The sequence below is a fragment of the uncultured Nisaea sp. genome, from assembly GCF_963974195.1.
GTDB lineage: Bacteria > Pseudomonadota > Alphaproteobacteria > Thalassobaculales > Thalassobaculaceae > Nisaea.
The window spans coordinates 1-19502 of sequence record NZ_CAXBDC010000014.1 but is presented as its reverse complement, the minus strand read 5'-3'; the positions used below and the strand labels follow the sequence as shown (position 1 = coordinate 19502).

The window sequence follows — 19502 nt, the reverse complement described above, 5'->3', positions numbered from 1 at the left end:
CCGATGATAACCGTGCTACCAACTCTTGTCTTCCGCTAGAAACGCCGTGGCATTTTCGGCGTTCATGGGTCTGGAGAACAGAAAACCCTGAGCGTAATGACAATCGAGCGCGCGCAATTGGGCAAGCTGTTCTGTTGTCTCGACGCCTTCGGCGATCACATCCAGACGTAAATTCTGTCCCAGCATCGTGATGGTGCGCACGATCTCCAGATTCTGGAAGTTGCTGGTCATGTCCTCGATAAAGGATTTGTCGATCTTCAGGGTGTCGATCGGGAAGGTATGCAGATAGGAGAGGGACGAGTAACCGGTGCCGAAATCGTCCACGCAAATCCTGATATTCGCTGCCTTCAGCCGATCCAGCATCTGGGTCGACAGCGCGACATCCTGCATCAATGTGCTTTCGGTGATCTCGATCTTGAGCTGGGTCGTCGGCAGGCCTACGCCTTCCAGACAGTCAATGATCCCGGAAACAACTTCGGGGCGGGCAAACTGCCGGCCCGACAGGTTGACGCTGATTTCCAGTTGCTCATTTGCCGGACGCTGCGCGTTCCAGGTCGCCATCTGAACTCCTGCGGTGTGCAGGGCCCACTGACTGAGAGAGAAAATTGTCCCGGTTTCTTCCGCGACGGGAATGAATTCCACGGGCGAGATTTCCCCGCGCTCGGCATGGAACCAGCGGAGCAGGGCCTCGAAGCCGGCGATCTTTCCGCGCCGCATGTCGATGATCGGCTGATAATAGAGCTGCATCTCGTTGCGCTCGAGGGCGCGACGGAGATCCGAATCGAGATCGAGCGGCGTGACAGGCCAGACCCGCATGTCATTCTGGAAAGCTATACTCTGGGCTTTACCGCGTTCCTTGGCCTGATACATCGCGAGTTCGGCATCGCGCAGGATATCTTCCGGCCGCTCATAGCCTTGATCGGAATGGGCTATGCCAAGGGAGGCAGAGACGAAAATCTCTTTCCCGCCGAGGCGGAATGGCGTGTCCAGCGCCTGATGCAGGCCCTCGGTCAGCCGGGTAGCCTCTTCCGGGGTCTTGATATCTTCCAGCAGGATGGCGAATTCGTCCCCGCCCAGCCGGGCGACGGTGTCACTGTCGCGCAGGGTGTTCTCGAACCGCCGGGCGGTGGCAAAGATCAGATCGTCGCCATGCACGTGCCCAAGACTCTCGTTTACGATCTTGAACCGGTCGAGATCGAGAAAGGCGACGGCAAAGCGTGCGCCCGGCTCCTTGCGCAGACGCGCGAGTGCCCTGCGCACAAGGTCGAGGAACAGGGTTCGGTTGGCGAGCCCGGTCAGCGCATCGTGCAGGGCGTCATGCACAAGCTGCTGTTCGGCCTGTTTGCGCCCGGTGATATCGGTCTGGCTTCCGGCGATGCGATGCGCGGAGCCATCCGGGCCGCGCACAGCGAGGCCCCGGGTCAGCATCCAGAGAAAGGTGCCATCAGCATGACGGACCCGGAATTCGCACTCGAAATGAGGGACTTTTCCTGCCAGATGAGCATCAATCTGCGTGGTGACGCGGGCAACATCATCCGGATGAATACGGCTGAACCACTCGACGGGATTGTCGGAGACCTCCTCGTCGGTCAGCCCAAGCATTTCCTTCCAGCGCGGCGACAGATAGATCCTCTCCCGCCGAAGGTCCCAGTCCCACAATCCGTCGTTGGAACCGGCCGCGGAAAGGGCATAGCGCTCCTCGCTCTCGGCCAGTCCCTGACGCGCTGTTTCGGTCAGTGTCACGTCCGTGCTGGCCATGATCACATCGCCATTGACCATAGGCGTAAAGGAATGCTCGAGAATGCGACCGGATGCCAGACGGTGGTTGCTGGTCAGGGAGCGTTCCAGCCGAAGATAACCAACGACCTCTTCCAGAACAGCTTCCCGGCCGGTTTCCAGAAAATCGCCCCGCGTAATCATGAAGTCGACGAGCTCGGAGACCGGCGTACCGATGCGCATCAGGTGTTCGGGGAATTCGAACATTTCGACCAGTTTGGCGTTCCAGACCCTGAGCATGAGCGCCGAATCGAACACGGCGATGGACTGATCGATACTGTCCAGGGTGGCGCGCAGCAGCATGGTCTGGTCTTCGGCGTGCTTCCGGGCGGCTTTTTCCTCGGTAATGTCCCGATGGAAACTGAGCAGGCCGCCGCTGGCGGTGCGCAGTTCCGCGATTTCAATCCAGCGGTTTTTACGGTCGTGCAGCAGCACGCGGCCCCCCGGTTCCCGGTGGGCCTGCAATCGTCTTTCGCGCCATCTCTCGGGAAAGTCCGAGGGCGTATCGGTCGTCCAGCGCTGGATGATTTCCGGCTCGCTCAACAGGCTTTCGAGCGTTCGCCCGGCAAGCGTCATGCCGCCAAGTTCAGGGTAGAGCTCAAGAAACTGAGTATTCCAGGAAGTGATGCGGCCATTTTGGTCGAAATGGCAAAGGCCGACCTGAATCTCTTCCAGGGCACCGAGCAGTTCGGTCGGGTGGTTTTCCAGAGCGGCCGGCTTGGTTATGCCCATTGCGTCACTTTACGTCCCATGCCGCGCAATTCCGGTTACCGCTGGATATCAGAAGCATGGTGGATTGTGTCATTCTGACTCTCCATTCCGCAGTTTCGAGAGGCCCGCCTGACCGGTGTAAGCGGAAGGGAGATCGGCTTTTCGAGCTTTGCGAGCCCTAGTTTCATATCAATTTCCCGAAAGATATCAGGGTGATGCCTCGTCTGTCACGGGAAACACTCCAATTCCGGAGGTTTTACCGCCAAATTTCAGCATCCGATAGTATTGCCAGAGCAATTGTGCCGCCGCACCGCGATATGGCCGCCAGGGTTCGGCTATAGGATGCGTGTCTTTTTCCCGTGGCCGGACGTCCAGTTTTTTCAGGGCACGCACAGCCTCCTGAATGGCGAGATCGCCGCCGGGCCAGACATCCAGCCTGCCAAGACAGAACAGAAGATAGATGTCCGAGGTCCAGCGTCCGATTCCCGGGACCTGTGTCAGAGCCGTGACGACGGCTTCGTCATCCAGATTTTGCAGGTTTTCAAGATCGAGCCGTCCGTCCAGCACGTATTCGGCAAGGGCGCGGGCATAGCGAACCTTCGGACGGCTGAAACCGGCTTGCTTGAAATCCTCGTCTGTCGCGGCGGCAATGGCGGTGGGGGTGACGTCGAGCTGTTGGTTGAGCCGTGTCCATATGGCGCTTGCGGAAGCCAGGGAGACCTGCTGGGCCGTGAGGATACGGATCAGGGACGCGAATCCGGGAGGCTCGCGCCTTGACGGCGGCGGTCCGAGCTTTTCGTAAAGCGCCCCGATATCGGGATCGCGCCGGGTCAATTCGATCACGGCCTCGTGGAGAGCGCTGTTCTGGCTGCTTGTGCCTGTCATGGCCGTCCTTTGTTGTGCCATTGCAATGTCGTGAGCATAGTTCCGGCTTGATGGTTTGATAAGGGAGCGACGGCCATGTTGCATGTGGATCGGCAGGCACAGGAAATTCTGACGGTTCGTACGGCGGGACACGGCTTCTACGACCTGACGCGGAATGCCTCTTCCTGGGTGAACGGGACGGGCATATCCACGGGATTGCTGACCTTCTTCGTCCGCCATACCTCGGCTTCCCTGACGATCCAGGAAAATGCAGACCCGGATGTTCGCGCCGATCTGGCGGATTACCTCGCCGGGATAGCACCGGAAGACCCGGGCCGTTACCGGCACGGCATTGAGGGGTCGGACGATATGCCCGCGCATATCCGCACCATGCTGACCCAGACATCGATACCGGTCCCGGTGGCGGATGGCCGGATGCTGCTCGGTACCTGGCAGGCAGTCTACCTTCTGGAACACCGCCGTGCGCCCCATCGCCGGGAAGTGGTTCTGCATCTGCTGGGAAGCTGAGCAGGCCATATCAGTTGATGCTTGACGTTCCAGCGACTGGAACCTTTATGCAGAGCTATCAGTCCGGATATCCCGGCTGAAGAAGCATCCGACGGAGCTATCATGTCCTGCCACGCACCAGAAAAAACCGAGGCACCGAAATCTTGCTGTCACAGCGCGGCGGAGAAACCTGCAAGTGCATGTTGCGGGCATGGCGGCCATGGTCACAGTCACGGCGGTGGTGCCAGCTCGGGCAAGGCGGTGATGACGGGAAAACCCGAAGGCGCCGGTCCGGGATATATCTGCCCGATGTGCCCGAGCGTCTGGAGCCCGGAGCCGGACAATTGCCCGATGTGCGGCATGGCGCTCGAGCCGGAGATGATCACCCGCGATACGCCGCCCAATCCGGAATATCTCGACATGCGGCGCCGGTTCTGGATTGGAGCCGTTCTGACGTTGCCGGTTTTCGTGCTGTCCATGGGAGAAATGGTGCCGGGGCTGGCGGATCTGGTCTCCGGCCCCTGGAATGCCTGGATACAGGCCATTCTGGCGACGCCGGTGGTGCTGTGGGCAGGTTTTCCGTTTTTCCAGCGCGGCTGGACATCGCTGCGCACCGGCCATTTCAACATGTTCACGCTGATCGCGATCGGCACCGGAGCGGCGTATCTCTACAGCCTTGCCGGTTTGTTGTTGCCAGACCTGTTTCCCGAAGGTTTCCGGGGGGCGGATGGCCGCGTCGGCCTGTATTTCGAATCCGCAGCCGTCATTATCTGCCTGGTCGCGCTCGGGCAGGTGCTTGAGCTGGGCGCCCGGGAGAAAACCTCGGATGCCCTGAAGGCACTGCTCAGTCTGGCGCCGGAGACGGCCCGCCGTCTGACGGAGGGTGGTGACGACGAGGAGGTCGCCGTCGATGATATTCGCGCGGGCGACCGTATCCGCATCCGCGCGGGCGAGCGCATTCCGGTGGATGGCCGTCTGGTCGAAGGTGCTGGTGCAGTCGATGAATCCATGCTGACGGGTGAGCCTCTGCCGGTGGACAAGAGTGCGGGCGACAGTTTGGTCGGCGGCACTCTCAATGGGCGGTCGACGCTGGTCATGGAAGTTGAAAAGGTCGGGCAGGACACCGTGCTGTCCCGTGTTGTCGCCATGGTCGCGGATGCGCAGCGCAGCCGGGCGCCGGTCCAGAAGATCGCCGATGCCGTTGCCGGATATTTCGTGCCTGCGGTCCTGGTCTCCGCCGTTGCGGCTTTTGCGATCTGGGCCTTTTTCGGCCCGGAGCCGGCTCTGGCGCATGGTGTTGTTGCTGCCGTCTCGGTGCTGATCATCGCCTGTCCCTGTGCTCTGGGACTGGCAACACCGATGTCGATCATGGTCGGGGCCGGGCGCGGCGCGTCGGCCGGAATCCTGATCCGGGACGCCGAAGCCATCGAAGGGTTTGAGAAGATCGACACGCTGGTGGTCGACAAGACAGGCACCCTGACCGAAGGACATCCGGAGGTGACGGATATCTCCGTTGCCGGCGGGCAGGAAGAGAGCCGTGTTCTCGGGCTTGCCGCCGCTCTGGAACGCAGCAGCGAGCACCCGCTGGCAGCCGCCGTTCTGCGCGCTGCCAGGGAGCGCGCGCTTTCCGTGGAGCATGCGAGGGATGTGGAGACGGAAGCCGGGCTTGGCCTGCGCGGCGCGATCGACGGAAAGCAGATTGCCGCCGGGTCCGCCCGGTTCATGGAGAGCCTGAAGGTCGATATATCCGCGCTGGCGGAGACTGCTGCCTCCTATTCCGGGGATGGAGCGACATTGCTTTATGTCGCGCATGACGGTGCGGCCATCGGTTTGCTGGCCGTGCGGGACAGGATCAAGGATGGAGCGGCCGAGGCCGTGGCCGATCTTGCCCGGGACGGTATTCGCGTCGTCATGGCGTCGGGCGATAATCCGAAAGCGGCGGCCGCCATCGGCGCGGAGCTGGGAATCACCGAAGTGCATGGCGGGCTGATGCCTGCCGACAAGGCCGATCTGGTCCGCGACCTGAAAGCGGAAGGACGGGTTGTTGCGATGGCCGGAGACGGTATTAACGATGCGCCGGCACTGGCGCTGGCCGATATCGGCATCGCCATGGGCAACGGCACGGATATCGCCAAGGAGAGTGCTGCCGTGACACTGGTGAAGGGGGATGTGCGCGGGCTGGTGAAGGCCCGGCGCCTGAGCCGCGCCACCATGCGCAATATCCGCCAGAACCTGTTTTTCGCCTTCGTCTATAATGCGCTGGGCGTGCCGGTGGCGGCGGGACTGCTCTATCCGCTGTTCGGGCTGACCCTGAGCCCGATGCTGGCGGCGGCGGCGATGAGCCTGAGCTCCGTCTCCGTGATCAGCAATGCCTTGCGGCTCCGCTCGGCGAAACTCTGAGGAGGCAGATCATGCAGATCAGGGAAGTTGAACAGAGCGCGGGGTTACCGGCCAAGACCATCCGCTATTACGAGGAAATCGGACTGGTCCGGCCGAACCGGCAGGATAATGGCTACCGTATCTATTCGACGGAGGATGTGCACCGGCTCCGCTTTCTGCAGCGGGCGCGGGGGCTTGGCTTCTCCATTGAGGATTGCCGGGCGCTGCTCTCGCTGTATGACGAGACCGGCCGGGAGAGCGCGGATGTCCGGGCCATTGCCGAAGCGCATCTGGACGAGATCGATCGCAAGATCCGGGAGCTGAAAGGCATGCGCCAGACTTTGGCGCATCTGGTCCATGCCTGTCATGGGGACGATCGCCCCGATTGCCCGATCCTCGACGATCTCGCGGGCATCGGGGATGGCACGTGAACTGGCGCTTTCTGGTCTCCGGCGTCGCGGTCCTGATCCTGCTTGGCCTTGCCGGCTATTCGCGCATGCGAGACCCGGAGCGCCCGTCGGTGATCAGCAAGATTGTTCCGGGCGCAGTTGAAGCAGGAAAGAGCCCTGCAATAAGGCTGCGGCCCGGCGATACCGGACTGGTCGCGGATGGGCGCGAGATTTACGCGACGGCCTGCGCGAGCTGCCACGGCGCAAATCTGGAAGGGCAGGCGAACTGGAAACAGCGCAAGCCCGATGGCCGCCTGCCGGCCCCGCCGCACGATCCTTCCGGCCATACCTGGCACCACCCGGACGGACAGCTTTTCGCGCTCACGAAACTTGGCCCGGCCCGGATTGTCGGCGACGGTTATGAAAGCGACATGCCCGGTTTCGAGGGTGTGTTGAGCGACCGGGAAATCGTGGCGGTATTGTCTTTCATCAAAAGCACATGGCCCGCCGAGATCAGGGCCCGGCATGATGGCATCAACCATCAGGCCAGTGCACAGAATTAGCCATCTTCTCAGCCACCCTGAGCGCGTTGCCCGGCGGCCCGTTTTTCCAGCCACCAGGAATATTGCGGCGGCCAGGTTTTGAAATCCGGATCCAGTCCGAAGGCATCCGCGGCATGGCGCGGCCAGAACGGGTCGTAAAGAGCTTCACGGCCGATGGCGATGAGGTCCGCGTCGCCTGCTTGCAGGATGGCCTCTGCATGGTGCGGGTCTGTGATCAGGCCGACGGCCTGGGTCATTATGTCGACCTCGCGCCGGATCTCGGCGGCATAGGGCACCTGATAGCCCGGCTCCCGGACCAGCTTGAAATTGGTCGCGCCTTTCGGAGACTGTCCGCCGGAGGAGCAGTCGATCACATCAACGCCGCGCGCTTTTAATTCCTTTGCGAAGATCAGGCTGTCCTCCATCTCCCAGCCGCCTTCGATGGCATCGACGGAGGAGATGCGGACAAAGAGCGGCAGGTTGTCCGGCAGTGCGGCCCGGACATCCTCGGCGATCTCCAGAGACAAGCGCATCCGGCCTTCAAGATCGCCGCCATAGGCGTCTTTGCGGAAATTGCCGAGCGGGGACAGGAAGGTCTGCAGCAGGTAGCCATGCGCGCAATGGATCTCGACGGACTCGAACCCGGCATCGACAGAGCGCTTGGTTGCGTCGGCGAAAGCACCGCGAAGGCGTTTCATGTCATCAAGGTCAAGCTCGCGGGGTGTCAGCCAGCCATCGGCCAGCGGTACCGCACTCGGCGCTTCCGGCTGCCAGGGAGTGTTGCCATCGGCGATATCCTCGGGGGTGAGGGGACCATTGCCTTTCCAGGGACGCTGCATGCTGCCCTTGCGGCCGGAATGGCCAATCTGGATTGCCGGGACACTGCCTTCCGATTTCAGGAAAGCGGCGATCGGCGCCAGCTTCTTTGCCTGCTCGTCCGTCCAGATCCCGAGATCGCCGTGAGTGATGCGGCCGTCACGGCTCACTGCGGTGACTTCCAGGATGACCATGCCGGCGCCGCCGATGGCGAACTTGCCGAGATGGGCCATGTGGAAATCCGTCGCGAAACCCTCTTCGGCGGAATACATGCACATGGGCGGGATCACGATGCGGTTTGGCAGGGTGATGCCCCGGAGTTGGATCGGCTGGAACAGCAGTGGTGTGGATGCAGTCATTCTTTCCTCCCTTTTCGGAAAAGGATAACCGAAACGGACCTTAATCGCGCAAGACTGGTAGGTTCTCCGGGAGTAAGTCTTAAGCGCCTGTTCGGCACTTGACAGCGGCGCTCTGCGCGCCATCGTGTGAGCTGTTCCATTTCCAGAGATTTATTCCCGCCCGCAAGGAGCCACTTCATGCCTATCGTCAATCGTATCGCCGATTTTCACGCCGAATTGACCGGCTGGCGGCGCCATATCCACGCCAATCCGGAGCTTGGTTTCGAGGAGTTCGAAACCTCGGATTTCGTGGCGGAACGGCTGACGGAGATGGGGCTTGAAGTACACCGGGGGCTCGGCGGTACGGGTGTGGTGGCAAGCATCAAGGGCAATGGCGGCGACGGTCCGGCCATCGGCCTGCGCGCCGACATGGATGCGCTGCCGATCCAGGAAAAAGGCACGCCCGAGCATCGCTCCAAGAATGACGGAAAAATGCATGCCTGCGGCCATGACGGACACACCACCATGCTGCTCGGCGCGGCCAAATACCTTGCCGAAACCCGTAATTTCGCCGGCACCGTACAGCTGATTTTCCAGCCGGCCGAAGAAGGTAAGGGCGGCGGCAAGAAGATGATCGAGGACGGTCTCTTCAAGCTGTTCCCGGTGGATGAGGTCTATGGCATGCACAACCGGCCTGAAATGCCGGTCGGCAGTTTCGGTGTTTCCGCCGGCCCGGTCATGGCGGCGCGGGATAACTGGGAGATCTTCATTTCCGGCCGGGGCGCGCATGCGGCCATGCCACATCAGGGTGTCGACCCGGTGGTTGTCGGAGCGAACATCATCATGGCGCTGCAGACCATCACCAGCCGCAATATCGATCCGGCGGATGCGCTTGTCATCAGCGCCACCCAGTTCCATGCCGGCGACGCCTTCAACGTGATCCCGGACGATATCATCCTGCGCGGCACCTGCCGGGTGCTGAATCCGGAATTGCAGGCAACCCTGCCGGAACGCATCAAGCGGGTGGTGGACGGTGTCGCCGCGACCTACGGGGCAACGGCCGAACTGAACTATATCTCGGGCTATCCGGCGACCGTGAACACCGAGAAGGAAGCCGATTTCGCGGCTTCGGTCTGTGCCGAGATTTCCGGCGGCATGGGGACGGTGGACCGGGGATTGCCGTCGAGCATGGGGGCCGAGGATTTCTCCTACATGCTGCTGGAAAAGCCGGGCGCCTATATCTGGTGCGGCAATGGCGATACCGCCGGCCTGCATCACCCGGAATATGACTTCAATGACGAGGCCCTGACCGTTGGCGCCAGCTACTGGAGCAAACTGGTCGAAACCCGGCTGGCCAGATAGGCATGAAGTGATGACAGGCGGGACGGTGGACAGGGAACTGCCGCAAAGACTGCATGTCTTTGGTGCCTCCGGTTCGGGTACGACCACATTTGGCCGTGCCTGGGCAGCCCGCTTTGGTCACACACATCTCGATACGGACGATTTCTACTGGATGCCGACGAAACCGGCCTTTCAGGAAAAGCGTCCGGTCCCGGAGCGTCTCCGCCTGCTTGAAGAGGCCTTCGGGCAGGCGGAAAGCTGGATCCTCACCGGATCCCTGGTGTCCTGGGGCGAGCCGCTGATCGACAGCTTTCAGCGCGCCGTCTTTATCTACACGCCCTTTAATCTGCGCATGGATCGTCTGATCGCCCGGGAAGAAGCCCGGTATGGCGTGGAGGCGCTGCAGCCGGGCGGGGAGCGTTATGACGACTTCAATGCCTTCATCGAATGGGCGGCATCCTACGATACCGGCGGCCCCGAGATCCGCAGCCTGAAGATGCATGAGGCCTGGATTGAGCGTTTGCCCTGTCCGGTCATCCGGGTTTCAGGCACCGATACGACCGGGCAACAAATCGAGCAGGTCGCCGGTTTCGTGTCGGACTAGGCTGTTCCGGGCTGCATTTTCCCAACTCTTCCATCGGCATGCAGGAACCAATCCTGCGGGCAGGCGTTCTTCCTTCAAGTGAAGTGCAAAGTGCCCCTTTGAATTTCGTCGAGGAGATGAACCATGAAACGCACCCTGATCCTTCCCGCCATTCTTGCCGGCGGTTTGCTGGTTTCCGGTTGCTCGGGCATGGACACGACGGAGCAGCGCGTTCTTTCGGGCGGCGCCATCGGTGCCGGTGTGGGCGCGGTCGGGACCGTGCTGACAGGCGGCTGCGTTTCCTGTGGCGCTGCTATCGGCGCGGGTGTTGGTGCCGGTGCCGGCTATATCCATGACCAGATGGAGAAAAAGGACGAGGACTGAGTCTCCGCCAGGTTTTTCTGGTGCTGCGCTGTGTGATGATGCTCAGAGCTACCCGCCGGGGCGTGCTGCGGCCCAGTTGAGCAATGCGTCGAGAGCGGGGCAGAGGGCCTGTCCCCAGTCCGTCAGGCCATACTCCACCTTGGGCGGTACCTGCGGGTAGACAATGCGGCGCACGATGCCGTCCGCTTCCATTTGCCGAAGCTGCTGGATCAACATCTTCTGGGAAACTTCCGGGATAGCGCGCTCTAGCTCCGAAAATCGCATCACACGGCCGCCAAACAGATGGAACAGGATGATCAGTTTCCATCTCCCCTCCAGCATTTTCAGCGCCTGCTCAACACCTTCCGCCGCCGAGGAGCGTGTGTAGCCATGGGACTTACCTTCAGGTGAGTACCTTACTTTTTCGTGCGTTCTTGTCATCTGGAGAGCTTAAGAGCAGATACGGGCCATCGCAACAAAAAGGGAGTCAAAAGCGATGGCCGATACATTTCCCGTTCCTGTCGAAGCATATTTCGCCGCCAGCACGCCGGAACAGATCGCGGATTGTTTTACCGAGGACGGTGTTGCCGTGGATGAGCGCCATACACACAAGGGACGTGAGGCGATCCTGCGCTGGCGTGAAGATGTGAGCAAGATCAGCTTTCGTCAGGATATTCAGACGTTCAGTCGTGATGGTGCACGGGTCCTTGTGAGCTGTCGGGTTTCCGGAGATTTCAAGGGCAGTCCGGTCGATCTCGATTATGCGTTCCTCCTCGAAGGCGACAGGATCGCCCGGTTGGAAATCACCTGAGCGCCTTCAATTTACAGAATTTAACATTTCTTATCAGATAGATAAGGCGCTTTTGGCGCGCTTATTGAAAGACCTCTCCCCGGCGCCGAATGCCTCGGCGTCCACTCCGTGAGCGGAGTGCATTTGCATGAAGGGAGAGCCACATGGATGTGAGTTCCATTGGCAGCGGTTATTTTGATTTCGCTGCCATGCAGACCCGTTTTCAGGAAAAGGTAACTGAGGCGGATGCCGATGGCAGCGGCGGTCTGTCATTCGCGGAGTTCGAGGAACTCGAAGCAAGCAGGCCAGCAGGCCCGGGCGGTCCAGGCGGGCCAGGTGGTTCGAGCGGTGTTGCCGAAGAGCAGACGACGGAAGAAAAGTTCGACAGTCTGGATACGAACGGCGACGGGGTCGTGACCCTGGCGGAGCTTGAGGCCGGCAAGCCGAGCTTCGAGCCGAGCTTTTCCGCGTCCAACCTGACAGAGCTACTGGCGGCGCAAGAAGAAAGTTCAGGCGTGGATGCCGGCTCCGATGCGTCGGATGAGTTGATCAATCAGCTGTTCCAGAGACTGCAGGACGCGCAGGCGCAAGCGGATAAAAACAAGGCTGCCTGACCAAAGCTCAATGCTCCTGGGTGAACCATCACGCTTCTGGGTGAAACAAGAACTCTGGGTGAGCTGAACATCTCATGCCGGGCAGTACGCCGTGGCCAAATACGAAACGCCAAATCCGAACGCACGAATCCGCTGGCTGCCCGATTGACGGCGGAAGTTTCGGGATCGAGAACGATCCCGGACGTGCGGTCGGCGTTTTGTCTGCGCGAAGGCGCACGGCAAAATTATGAGCTCCGGCCGGAACCAATTCCGGCTTCCCGCGTTTTCCTTATAAGCGAGGCAGAGTGCCTCCCCAGAAATCAAGACCCTGAGATTCAAGCGAGGAGACGACAGATGCGACGCACGCTGGTCCTCCCGGCCCTTATAACCGCCGGTCTTCTGTTATCGGCCTGCACCGATACTTATTCGACCAGACAGCATGTTCTGTCGGGCGGTGGCATCGGCACGGGGCTGAATTCGGAAACCGCCCTCTATGATGGCTGTGTTTCCTGCGGCGTCGGTGTCGGCACCGGCGTTGGTGCCGGAACCGTGTACCTCGTCGACTAGACCGAGATTTAAGACGATTTTCCCCCGAGAGTATCTCTTCCCCCGAGAGATCCTCCCATCGATAGAATGGCCGCTATTCCCCTGGCGGCCATTCTTCGTTTCCGGAACGGTTTCAGCTTTGCAGGCGTTCGCGTGTGACCGAAGAGATCGCCGCATCAGCACCGTCGCGGGCATCGAGCCCGGACATGACGCCCTCTTTGTCCGCAGCCGGCCGGTTCTGGCTCAGCTTCCATTTGCCGTCGATCCGGGTGATCGGGATTTCGAACCCGATGATGCCCTTGAGCTGTGACTGGACAAACTTTTCCGGCGCGTCGTTCAGCGCCCAGGGCTCGGCATTCGCGGCCTCGTGCCGGTCGGTCAGGCGAGAGACCTGATCGCGCAGACGTTCCGCATCCTCGAAGAAGCTGATTGGCCCGTAGGCATGGACGGCGACATAGTTCCAGGTCGGCACGACTTTGCCGTGCTCCTGTTTCGTCGCGTACCAGTTCGGGGTGATATAGGCCTCTGGCCCCTGAAAGATCGCCAGCGCCTCGATATCCGATGCTTCGGTCTTGGTCTGGATATTCGCTTTCGCCAGATGGCCGGTCAGCGTGCCATGCTCGCCTTTGCCCGTGTCGAGCAGCATCGGCACATGGCTGGCCACCAGCCCGTCGGGGCCGAGTGTCACCAGGGTGCCGAAAGCGATACGTCGGATGGCCTCATGCAGCAGGGTGATATCGTCTTCGCGAAAATGCGGCGGTGTGTACATGAGATTTCTCCGGTCGTGAAAGGCGCCGGCGCAAGGTTGCGCCGGCGCGTTCCGCAATCTGTGTTCGTCAGATTGGCAGGATATAAGCGGTTTTCACCGTAGTGTAGAATTCCGATGCATAACGGCCCTGCTCGCGGGCGCCATAGCTGGAACCTTTCCGGCCGCCGAACGGGACGTGATAATCGACGCCCGCCGTTGGCAGGTTGACCATGACCATGCCGGCCTCGGAATTGCGCTTGAAGTCGCTGGCGTATTTCAGGCTGGAGGTGCAGATGCCGGAGGACAGACCGAAGGTCGTGTCGTTGGCAACGGCCAGAGCCTCGTCATAATCCTTCACCCGGATCACGCTGGCGACCGGACCGAATACTTCCTCGCGGTTGATGCGCATGGAATTGGTCGTCTCGGTGAACAATGCCGGCTGCAGATAGAAGCCCGGCGTTGCCCGCTCCAGACGCTCACCGCCAAAGGCGAGCTTGCCGCCTTCTTCCTTGGCAATGCGGATATATTCCTCGTCCTGCGCGAGCTGGCTGGCATCGACCACGGGGCCGATATGCGTCCCTTCGGCGAGCGCGTCGTCGATCTTCAGGCCCTTAAGCTTGTCGATGCAGGCAGCGACGAACTTGTCGTGAATGCCTTCGGTCACGATCAGCCGGGAGGAGGCGGTGCAGCGCTGGCCGGTGGAGAAGAAGGCACCGTTCACGGCAACATCGACGGCGGTGGCGAGATCGGCATCGTCCAGCACGACGAGCGGGTTCTTGCCGCCCATTTCAAGCTGGTACTTTTTCATGGTGGAGGAGCATTTCGCCGCCACATGGGCGCCGGTCGCGACCGAGCCGGTAAAGGTCACGGCGTTGATCTTGGTGCTGGAAAGAATGGCCTCGCCAACGGTGCCGCCGCTGCCCATCACCAGGTTCAGTACGCCGTCCGGCAGACCGGCCTTTTTCAGGATGTCGACCAGGGCCCAGGCGCAGCCCGGAACCAGACCGGCCGGCTTGAAGACGATGGTGTTGCCGTAGCAGAGAGCCGGAGCGATCTTCCAGGCCGGGATGGCGATCGGGAAGTTCCACGGTGTGATGATGCCGACAACGCCGACCGGCTCGCGGGTGATCTCGACTTCGAGGCCCGGACGGGTGGAGGCGATCTTCTCGCCGGACAGGCGCAGGCATTCACCGGCGAAGAAATCGAAGACCTGGGCGGCGCGGATGGTCTCGCCGATACCCTCGGCCAGTGTCTTGCCTTCCTCGCGGGAGAGCAGGCGGCCGAGTTCTTCCTTGCGGGCCATGATTTCGGCGGAAGCAGCGGCCAGAATGTCGTGGCGCTGCTGGATCGGGCTGCGGGCCCAGGCGTGGGAGGCGGCGACGGCGGCGTCGATGGCCTGTTCCGTTGCGGCGGCATCGGCCTGCGCGAACTGGCCGACCACGTCGCCGGTGTTGGACGGATTGATGTTATCGCTCGCGTTCGTGCCCTCGACCCAGTCGCCGGCGATCAGATTGCGGTGCAGTGTCATGAGTTCCCTCTCTCGGTTCCGGCGCCGTTCGGGCCGGGTTTTGAATCGGAGGGGAGCTTACGCCGGATCAGAGCTGGTGCAAGACCTTCAGCACCGTGGGATCTCATTCCGTCACGGAAGGAAACGGGCAAGAAGCGGAGATAGGGAAAAAATCATCAATCCTATTAAAAATTCCTATCGCCGCAGCCGTTTTTGACTGTGTGGATTTCAGGGAGGACTGAAGCTTCAGACTGCGATGCCGCGCTTGGAGAGTGAGCGGAACAGGACAAGCGCACCATCTTCCCATTCCGGCAGGGCGTCCGAACGGCCAACCACGTTCTCCAGGCACCCGAGCCGCGAGCTGGCAATCCGAACAATGTCGCCGAGCTTGTGGGTGAAGCCTTCGCCGGGCCGGTCCCGGTCGTCGGTGGGGGCGAACAGGGTGCCGGTATAGAGCACGGCGCCGTCCGGGTACTGGTGACAGTCGAACATCTGCTGCGCCAGATCTTCCGGATCGCGGCTGATCACCCGCATGGTGCTGGAGCCGCTCAGGACATAACCATCCGTGCCGGTAACCTCCAGCGACAGGTCTGCGTTGCGAATGTCGGTCATGGTGAAGTGATCGTCCAGCAGCCGGATGAACGGGCCGAGGCTGGCCGACGCGTTGTTGTCCTTGGCCCGGCCGAGCAGCAGGGCGCTGCGCCCCTCGAAGTCGCGCAGGTTCACATCATTGCCAAGGGTGGCGCCGGCGATCTTGCCGTCCGGTCCGCAGACCAGCACGACTTCCGGCTCCGGATTATTCCAGTCCGAGCGCGGATGCAGCCCGACCCCGGCACCGTGCCCGACCGAGGACATCGGCTGTGCCTTGGTGAAAATCTCCGCATCCACACCAAAGCCGACCTCGAGATAGGGTGACCAGAGATCCTTCGCCAGCAAGGTTTCGCGTAATTTCATCGCTTCGTCCGAGCCCGGCACGATGGAGAACACATCGTCGCCGATATCCCGGCCGAGCTGCGCCCGGGCCTCGTCCGCCTTCAGCGGATCGCCCTTGGTCATTTCCTCGACCACGCGCTCGATCATGCTGTTCGGAAAGGTCACCCCGGCGGCCTTGATGGCCTGCAGGTCAATGGGGGAGAGCAGGCGCGGGCCTGTCGCCTTCGGATCGAAGCTTGTCTCCAGAATGTCGCCGATCTTGCCGATCACGGAGCCTTCGGCCCCGCGCACGATACTGGCCGGGCAGGCGGCTTTCAGGGCATGGGTTATGGTCGGCAGGCGGGCGGTGATATCTACGACGTCCTCACCGCGCAGGGTGCAGACAGCCGGACCCTCCGGTGTCATGACCCGTCCCAGAAGTGTCGCTTTCTCCCGGTCGACCGGCAGGTCCTGTGCGATACGGTCGCTCATCTCTTGTCTCCTCCCATGCCTCGGCCCACACTTGCTGCATCGCGCTTCTTGCGGCGCGGTGAGCCGTCGGACTCTTCGCTCGGGCGGATTATGGCCTCTCTGGGATACAAAATACCAGAAAAATGAAAGCCGGTTGCGCATCATGGAGGACACGCTGCTACCGGCGGGCTCACTCATCCAGGATTCGGCTTCGGGCTAGCGTCACGGGCGGAAAATTTCACGGGCTGGAAACCCGGCAATGGGCGCCGTTCGGTTGTAGTAAAAGAATTTCCTTGCAACTTCACCCGCGACGTGGCTTTTTGCTGATGTGCGCTGCGCGTAGATGATGAGCATATCGTCAGCAGTGTAAATTCTCGCAATACGTCGTATCGATCGTTGCCAGAACGCCCAACTGGGCAGATTAACAGAACGGCAGCTGATCTACGCAAGCTTCCAGAACAGAAAAAGGCCACCTTCCGCTGCCAGTATGGCGCGATCAGGGGGTGACCGGTGAAAGAGCCTACTTGAAACAGTTTAACGACCTTGGCCAAGCCAAGTCCCACCTTCGAGCCGTATCCGCCGAAGGACACAGCATTCCCACTCAAACTCCCATTCAGGACGATGTGATCCCTGCTACAGAGGTGGCTGGGCGCGTGTCGCATCACGCCAACGCAGCCAAGAGCACGTCCCAGACCCAATCCCGGCGTTCCGGCTCTGCCCGGCGTCCGGTTGAAAAGAATGCGCGCCGTCCCGACATGTCGGGCGAACGCACACCCGGCCCCGATGCTCCGGATGCAGGCTTGTTCCGCATGCTGGGAAATATCGGCGCCGCAACACCAGCTGTCCCCGCCTGAAGGCGGCAACAGAAAACGTCAATCCAGACTAACGATCAGTATAAGGAATATGATCATGGCTACAGGTACAGTGAAATGGTTCAACACCACCAAGGGTTATGGCTTCATTCAGCCGGATGATGGCAGCAACGACGTGTTCGTTCACGCCACTGCCGTCGAGCGTGCAGGCATGCACGGCCTGAACGAAGGCGACAAGATCAGCTACGACATCGAAGAAGACCGCCAGCGCGGCAAGTCTTCCGCTGTCAACCTGCAGACGAAATAATCATCGTCTTCCAGGACAAGCCCGGGCGGCGCTGTTCCCTGGAATAGCGCCACCGGGTCGGCCTTTCGGGCGGGGTTCACGAACTTCATCCGCGACGGTCTAGAAAACGCCAATCCATTTCATGGGTTGGCGTTTTTGTTTTTGCTCACCCGCCGCGCCGGACGATCTGTTCGCGGTGGAAGGTATAGATGCCGCTGCCGACGACGATGGCGGCGCCGATGATTGTCGCCAGGTCCGGCAGGTCGTCGTAGATCAGGTATCCCCACAGTACGGCCCAGGGCAGCATCAGGTAGTTCAGCGGTTGCAGGACGCTTGCCGGGGCAAGTGACAGGGCCTTGATCAGCAACCCGTGACCTGTCAATCCGATGGCGCCGATCCCCACCATCAGGGCCAGCCCTGACCAGTCCGGCGTGACCCAGAAGAACGGACCGACGCAGGTCATCGAGACGAGCCCGGTGATGCCCGTATAGAGCACCGTCGTGCTGGCCTCGTCATGGCGTGCGGCCCGGCGCGTCAGGACCTGGTAGAGGGCGAAGAGGGCAATACCGAACAGGGGCACCAGCAGCATCGCATCGAAGGCGGCAAAGCCCGGCCGGATGATGATCATCACCCCAACCGCACCGACACCGATCGCGCTCCAGCGCCGGATCCCGACCTGTTCCCGCAGGAATGGCACGGACAGGGCGGTGGTGATCAGCGGGCCGGCGGCGGCGATGGCCTGGACATCCGCCAGCGGCAGATGGCGCAATGCCACGATGAAGACAAGAATCTCGCCGGACAGCAGGAAGCCGCGGGTGAGCTGTAGCAACGGTGCGCGGGAGGTGAAAACCCGGCGCCCCCGTTTGTGCAGGCCGTGGGCCAGCGTCACGCTGGCAAACACCATGTAACGGACCCAGAGGATTTGCGGCGCCGGATAGATCTGCGCTGCCATCTTGGTCAGCGTGTCCATCACCGAGAAGGCGAAGGTGACGGCGAACATGATGCCGACACCGGCGCGTGTGCCCTCTGCGTCCTCGGGCGCTCCGAAACGGTCGTTTGTCATATCTGTGCCGCGCCCCCTGCCGGTGCCGGGCGGTTCCAAATACCTGCCGCTTCCGGAGGGCTCCACTTGACAGTGATCGCCGCCCGCTGTCTAGCGCTATGCGGGTGGACGGCGCTCTGCGTAATCAGACCGTGGCGACGGGGGTGGCCGGTGAGCCGACGACGCCGGGCAGGCGCAGTGGCGGCGCGGTCAGAAGGAAGCGCGACCGGCCCGTCTCGCGCAGCCACAGTGCCAAATCGTGCAGGTACCAAAGCTCGCCAAGATGGACGCCGAGCTTGAAGATGCAATGGTGGTGCAGCGGCATGAACACGGTGGCGTCGTCCGGCAGCGGCGCATGCGGGTCCTCGACGCCGTAATTGTCCGCGATCAGCACCGAGAGACCGCTGTCGGTGATCCAGTTCAGCAGGCGCTCGTCCCGGCCGTCCAGCACGCAGCAGGCATGCAGCAGCGTGTCTTCGTCCGGCTCCTTGTTCATGTCCATGATAACCTTGGTGAAGGCGGTATGCAGCAGCACCATGTCGCCCGGCTCGACGACCACCTTGTCCGCTTCCATGATCTTCATGAGCTGGTCGTAGCCGACATAGGTCCGTTCCCGGCCGAGATGCTTCTCGATGTCGATCAGCACGCCCCGGCCCTGCACGCAGGTCTCGGCCATGTTCTCGATGCCGAGCCGCTTGGCGTCGGTGCCTTCGAAGCGGGTGTGCTCGCTGCCCGGCTGCTCGCTGGTCGGCCCGGCTATATGCTCGCCGCCGCGCCAGCCGTTGTAATAGACGATCTCCGCCTCGCCATCGCCGTCCGCATCGAAGCGCGCGCCGATATGGCACAGGCTGTCCCACTGGGTCGAATATTGCAGGCAGAGCAGCACGGAATCGTCGGAGACGATATCGACCAGGCGCTCGTCGTTGAGCCCGAGCGGAAAATTGAAATTCGCCAGCCCGCCGCGCGCGGTGGCGAAATGCCGGGGCGGGAAGCGCCGCGGGTTGAGCAGGCGTTTTCCCGGATAGTCCAGCGGCAGGGACAGGCAGAAGGTCTCGCCAGTCTGTACCTCGGCCACGCCCTGACGGACCTTCTCTGCCGTGAGCAGATTGATCCGGCCCTTCTCGTCATCCGCCCCGAAATCCCCCCAGGTCGACCCCTCGGGACGGTTCTTCCACCGCTTGCTCAT

Annotated in this window: 20 protein-coding genes; 11 read left to right on the top strand and 9 right to left on the bottom strand. The window is 61.5% G+C overall.

The window, feature by feature from the left end:
- Window positions 1-15: 15 nt before the first annotated feature.
- Both AAC126_RS05085 and AAC126_RS05080 read right to left on the bottom strand, forming a co-directional pair.
- On the bottom strand, window positions 16-2508 hold the full coding sequence (locus AAC126_RS05085; RefSeq protein WP_339850667.1) for an EAL domain-containing protein: 2493 nt from the start codon (window positions 2506-2508) through the stop codon (window positions 16-18).
- Window positions 2509-2694: 186 nt separating this feature from the next.
- On the bottom strand, window positions 2695-3372 hold the full coding sequence (locus tag AAC126_RS05080) for a DNA-3-methyladenine glycosylase (protein ID WP_339850665.1): 678 nt from the start codon (window positions 3370-3372) through the stop codon (window positions 2695-2697).
- A 75-nt stretch (window positions 3373-3447) separates the two neighbouring features.
- Here AAC126_RS05080 and AAC126_RS05075 point away from each other — a divergent pair, with 75 nt between their 5' ends.
- The 4 genes from AAC126_RS05075 to AAC126_RS05060 all read left to right on the top strand — a co-directional run bounded on the left by AAC126_RS05075 (window position 3448) and on the right by AAC126_RS05060 (window position 7189).
- Complete coding sequence (locus tag AAC126_RS05075; protein WP_339850664.1) at window positions 3448-3879, top strand: secondary thiamine-phosphate synthase enzyme YjbQ; 432 nt, start codon at window positions 3448-3450, stop codon at window positions 3877-3879.
- Between the two features lie 243 nt (window positions 3880-4122).
- Window positions 4123-6258, top strand: a complete 2136-nt coding sequence (locus tag AAC126_RS05070; RefSeq protein WP_339850663.1) for a copper-translocating P-type ATPase — start codon at window positions 4123-4125, stop codon at window positions 6256-6258.
- An 11-nt stretch (window positions 6259-6269) separates the two neighbouring features.
- Complete coding sequence (cueR, locus tag AAC126_RS05065) at window positions 6270-6668, top strand: Cu(I)-responsive transcriptional regulator (RefSeq protein ID WP_339850662.1); 399 nt, start codon at window positions 6270-6272, stop codon at window positions 6666-6668.
- The gene (locus AAC126_RS05060; RefSeq protein WP_339850660.1) at window positions 6665-7189 is read left to right on the top strand and encodes a cytochrome c; all 525 of its coding nucleotides are present in this window, start codon (window positions 6665-6667) and stop codon (window positions 7187-7189) included. Before cueR ends, AAC126_RS05060 begins: the two co-directional genes overlap by 4 nt.
- A gap of 8 nt (window positions 7190-7197) precedes the next feature.
- On the opposite strand, the gene AAC126_RS05055 is transcribed toward AAC126_RS05060, so the two are convergent.
- On the bottom strand, window positions 7198-8343 hold the full coding sequence (locus AAC126_RS05055) for an NADH:flavin oxidoreductase/NADH oxidase (protein WP_339850658.1): 1146 nt from the start codon (window positions 8341-8343) through the stop codon (window positions 7198-7200).
- A gap of 177 nt (window positions 8344-8520) precedes the next feature.
- Here AAC126_RS05055 and AAC126_RS05050 point away from each other — a divergent pair, with 177 nt between their 5' ends.
- The 3 genes from AAC126_RS05050 (at window position 8521) to AAC126_RS05040 (ending at window position 10630) form a co-directional block, all read left to right on the top strand.
- A complete protein-coding gene (locus AAC126_RS05050; RefSeq protein WP_339850657.1) occupies window positions 8521-9684 on the top strand; it encodes a M20 aminoacylase family protein in 1164 nt (387 codons plus the stop codon).
- Between the two features lie 10 nt (window positions 9685-9694).
- Window positions 9695-10267: a hypothetical protein gene (locus AAC126_RS05045; protein ID WP_339850655.1), complete on the top strand. Its 573-nt coding sequence runs from the start codon at window positions 9695-9697 to the stop codon at window positions 10265-10267.
- Between the two features lie 123 nt (window positions 10268-10390).
- Window positions 10391-10630 carry a hypothetical protein gene (locus tag AAC126_RS05040; protein ID WP_339850654.1) on the top strand — a complete coding sequence of 80 codons (240 nt, stop codon included), beginning with the start codon at window positions 10391-10393 and terminating at the stop codon, window positions 10628-10630.
- A 48-nt stretch (window positions 10631-10678) separates the two neighbouring features.
- On the opposite strand, the gene AAC126_RS05035 is transcribed toward AAC126_RS05040, so the two are convergent.
- The gene (locus tag AAC126_RS05035; protein WP_339850653.1) at window positions 10679-11050 is read right to left on the bottom strand and encodes a helix-turn-helix domain-containing protein; all 372 of its coding nucleotides are present in this window, start codon (window positions 11048-11050) and stop codon (window positions 10679-10681) included.
- Window positions 11051-11105: 55 nt separating this feature from the next.
- On the opposite strand from AAC126_RS05035, the gene AAC126_RS05030 reads away from it, so the two are divergent.
- The 3 genes from AAC126_RS05030 (at window position 11106) to AAC126_RS05020 (ending at window position 12559) form a co-directional block, all read left to right on the top strand.
- Window positions 11106-11420: a nuclear transport factor 2 family protein gene (locus tag AAC126_RS05030; protein WP_339850651.1), complete on the top strand. Its 315-nt coding sequence runs from the start codon at window positions 11106-11108 to the stop codon at window positions 11418-11420.
- Between the two features lie 143 nt (window positions 11421-11563).
- Window positions 11564-12013 carry a hypothetical protein gene (locus AAC126_RS05025; protein WP_339850650.1) on the top strand — a complete coding sequence of 150 codons (450 nt, stop codon included), beginning with the start codon at window positions 11564-11566 and terminating at the stop codon, window positions 12011-12013.
- A 333-nt stretch (window positions 12014-12346) separates the two neighbouring features.
- Window positions 12347-12559: a hypothetical protein gene (locus AAC126_RS05020; protein ID WP_339850649.1), complete on the top strand. Its 213-nt coding sequence runs from the start codon at window positions 12347-12349 to the stop codon at window positions 12557-12559.
- Between the two features lie 112 nt (window positions 12560-12671).
- On the opposite strand, the gene AAC126_RS05015 is transcribed toward AAC126_RS05020, so the two are convergent.
- The 3 genes from AAC126_RS05015 to AAC126_RS05005 all read right to left on the bottom strand — a co-directional run bounded on the left by AAC126_RS05015 (window position 12672) and on the right by AAC126_RS05005 (window position 16197).
- Window positions 12672-13307 (bottom strand): FMN-binding negative transcriptional regulator, encoded by a 636-nt coding sequence (locus AAC126_RS05015; protein ID WP_339850648.1) that lies wholly within the window; start codon window positions 13305-13307, stop codon window positions 12672-12674.
- A 67-nt stretch (window positions 13308-13374) separates the two neighbouring features.
- Window positions 13375-14814 (bottom strand): aldehyde dehydrogenase family protein, encoded by a 1440-nt coding sequence (locus tag AAC126_RS05010; protein ID WP_339850647.1) that lies wholly within the window; start codon window positions 14812-14814, stop codon window positions 13375-13377.
- Window positions 14815-15039: 225 nt separating this feature from the next.
- Window positions 15040-16197, bottom strand: a complete 1158-nt coding sequence (locus AAC126_RS05005) for a fumarylacetoacetate hydrolase family protein (RefSeq protein WP_339850646.1) — start codon at window positions 16195-16197, stop codon at window positions 15040-15042.
- Window positions 16198-17085: 888 nt separating this feature from the next.
- On the opposite strand from AAC126_RS05005, the gene AAC126_RS05000 reads away from it, so the two are divergent.
- Window positions 17086-17295 (top strand): cold-shock protein, encoded by a 210-nt coding sequence (locus AAC126_RS05000; RefSeq protein WP_339850644.1) that lies wholly within the window; start codon window positions 17086-17088, stop codon window positions 17293-17295.
- Between the two features lie 145 nt (window positions 17296-17440).
- Here the strand turns inward: AAC126_RS05000 and AAC126_RS04995 are convergent, their stop codons facing one another.
- A complete protein-coding gene (locus AAC126_RS04995; RefSeq protein ID WP_339850642.1) occupies window positions 17441-18337 on the bottom strand; it encodes a DMT family transporter in 897 nt (298 codons plus the stop codon).
- A gap of 124 nt (window positions 18338-18461) precedes the next feature.
- Window positions 18462-19502, bottom strand: a 1041-nt coding sequence (locus tag AAC126_RS04990; protein WP_339850640.1) for a cyclase family protein, incomplete at its 5' end; no start/stop codon positions are given.

Bases quoted from the DNA above. Each gene is read 5' to 3' on its own strand.
- AAC126_RS05085 (WP_339850667.1), bottom strand. From the start codon at position 2,508: ATGGGCATAACCAAGCCGGCCGCTCTGGAAAACCACCCGACCGAACTG.
- AAC126_RS05080 (WP_339850665.1), bottom strand. From the start codon at position 3,372: ATGACAGGCACAAGCAGCCAGAACAGCGCTCTCCACGAGGCCGTGATC.
- AAC126_RS05075 (WP_339850664.1), top strand. From the start codon at position 3,448: ATGTTGCATGTGGATCGGCAGGCACAGGAAATTCTGACGGTTCGTACG.
- AAC126_RS05070 (WP_339850663.1), top strand. From the start codon at position 4,123: ATGACGGGAAAACCCGAAGGCGCCGGTCCGGGATATATCTGCCCGATG.
- cueR (WP_339850662.1), top strand. From the start codon at position 6,270: ATGCAGATCAGGGAAGTTGAACAGAGCGCGGGGTTACCGGCCAAGACC.
- AAC126_RS05055 (WP_339850658.1), bottom strand. From the start codon at position 8,343: ATGACTGCATCCACACCACTGCTGTTCCAGCCGATCCAACTCCGGGGC.
- AAC126_RS05050 (WP_339850657.1), top strand. From the start codon at position 8,521: ATGCCTATCGTCAATCGTATCGCCGATTTTCACGCCGAATTGACCGGC.
- AAC126_RS05045 (WP_339850655.1), top strand. From the start codon at position 9,695: ATGACAGGCGGGACGGTGGACAGGGAACTGCCGCAAAGACTGCATGTC.
- AAC126_RS05040 (WP_339850654.1), top strand. From the start codon at position 10,391: ATGAAACGCACCCTGATCCTTCCCGCCATTCTTGCCGGCGGTTTGCTG.
- AAC126_RS05035 (WP_339850653.1), bottom strand. From the start codon at position 11,050: ATGACAAGAACGCACGAAAAAGTAAGGTACTCACCTGAAGGTAAGTCC.
- AAC126_RS05030 (WP_339850651.1), top strand. From the start codon at position 11,106: ATGGCCGATACATTTCCCGTTCCTGTCGAAGCATATTTCGCCGCCAGC.
- AAC126_RS05025 (WP_339850650.1), top strand. From the start codon at position 11,564: ATGGATGTGAGTTCCATTGGCAGCGGTTATTTTGATTTCGCTGCCATG.
- AAC126_RS05020 (WP_339850649.1), top strand. From the start codon at position 12,347: ATGCGACGCACGCTGGTCCTCCCGGCCCTTATAACCGCCGGTCTTCTG.
- AAC126_RS05015 (WP_339850648.1), bottom strand. From the start codon at position 13,307: ATGTACACACCGCCGCATTTTCGCGAAGACGATATCACCCTGCTGCAT.
- AAC126_RS05010 (WP_339850647.1), bottom strand. From the start codon at position 14,814: ATGACACTGCACCGCAATCTGATCGCCGGCGACTGGGTCGAGGGCACG.
- AAC126_RS05005 (WP_339850646.1), bottom strand. From the start codon at position 16,197: ATGAGCGACCGTATCGCACAGGACCTGCCGGTCGACCGGGAGAAAGCG.
- AAC126_RS05000 (WP_339850644.1), top strand. From the start codon at position 17,086: ATGGCTACAGGTACAGTGAAATGGTTCAACACCACCAAGGGTTATGGC.
- AAC126_RS04995 (WP_339850642.1), bottom strand. From the start codon at position 18,337: ATGACAAACGACCGTTTCGGAGCGCCCGAGGACGCAGAGGGCACACGC.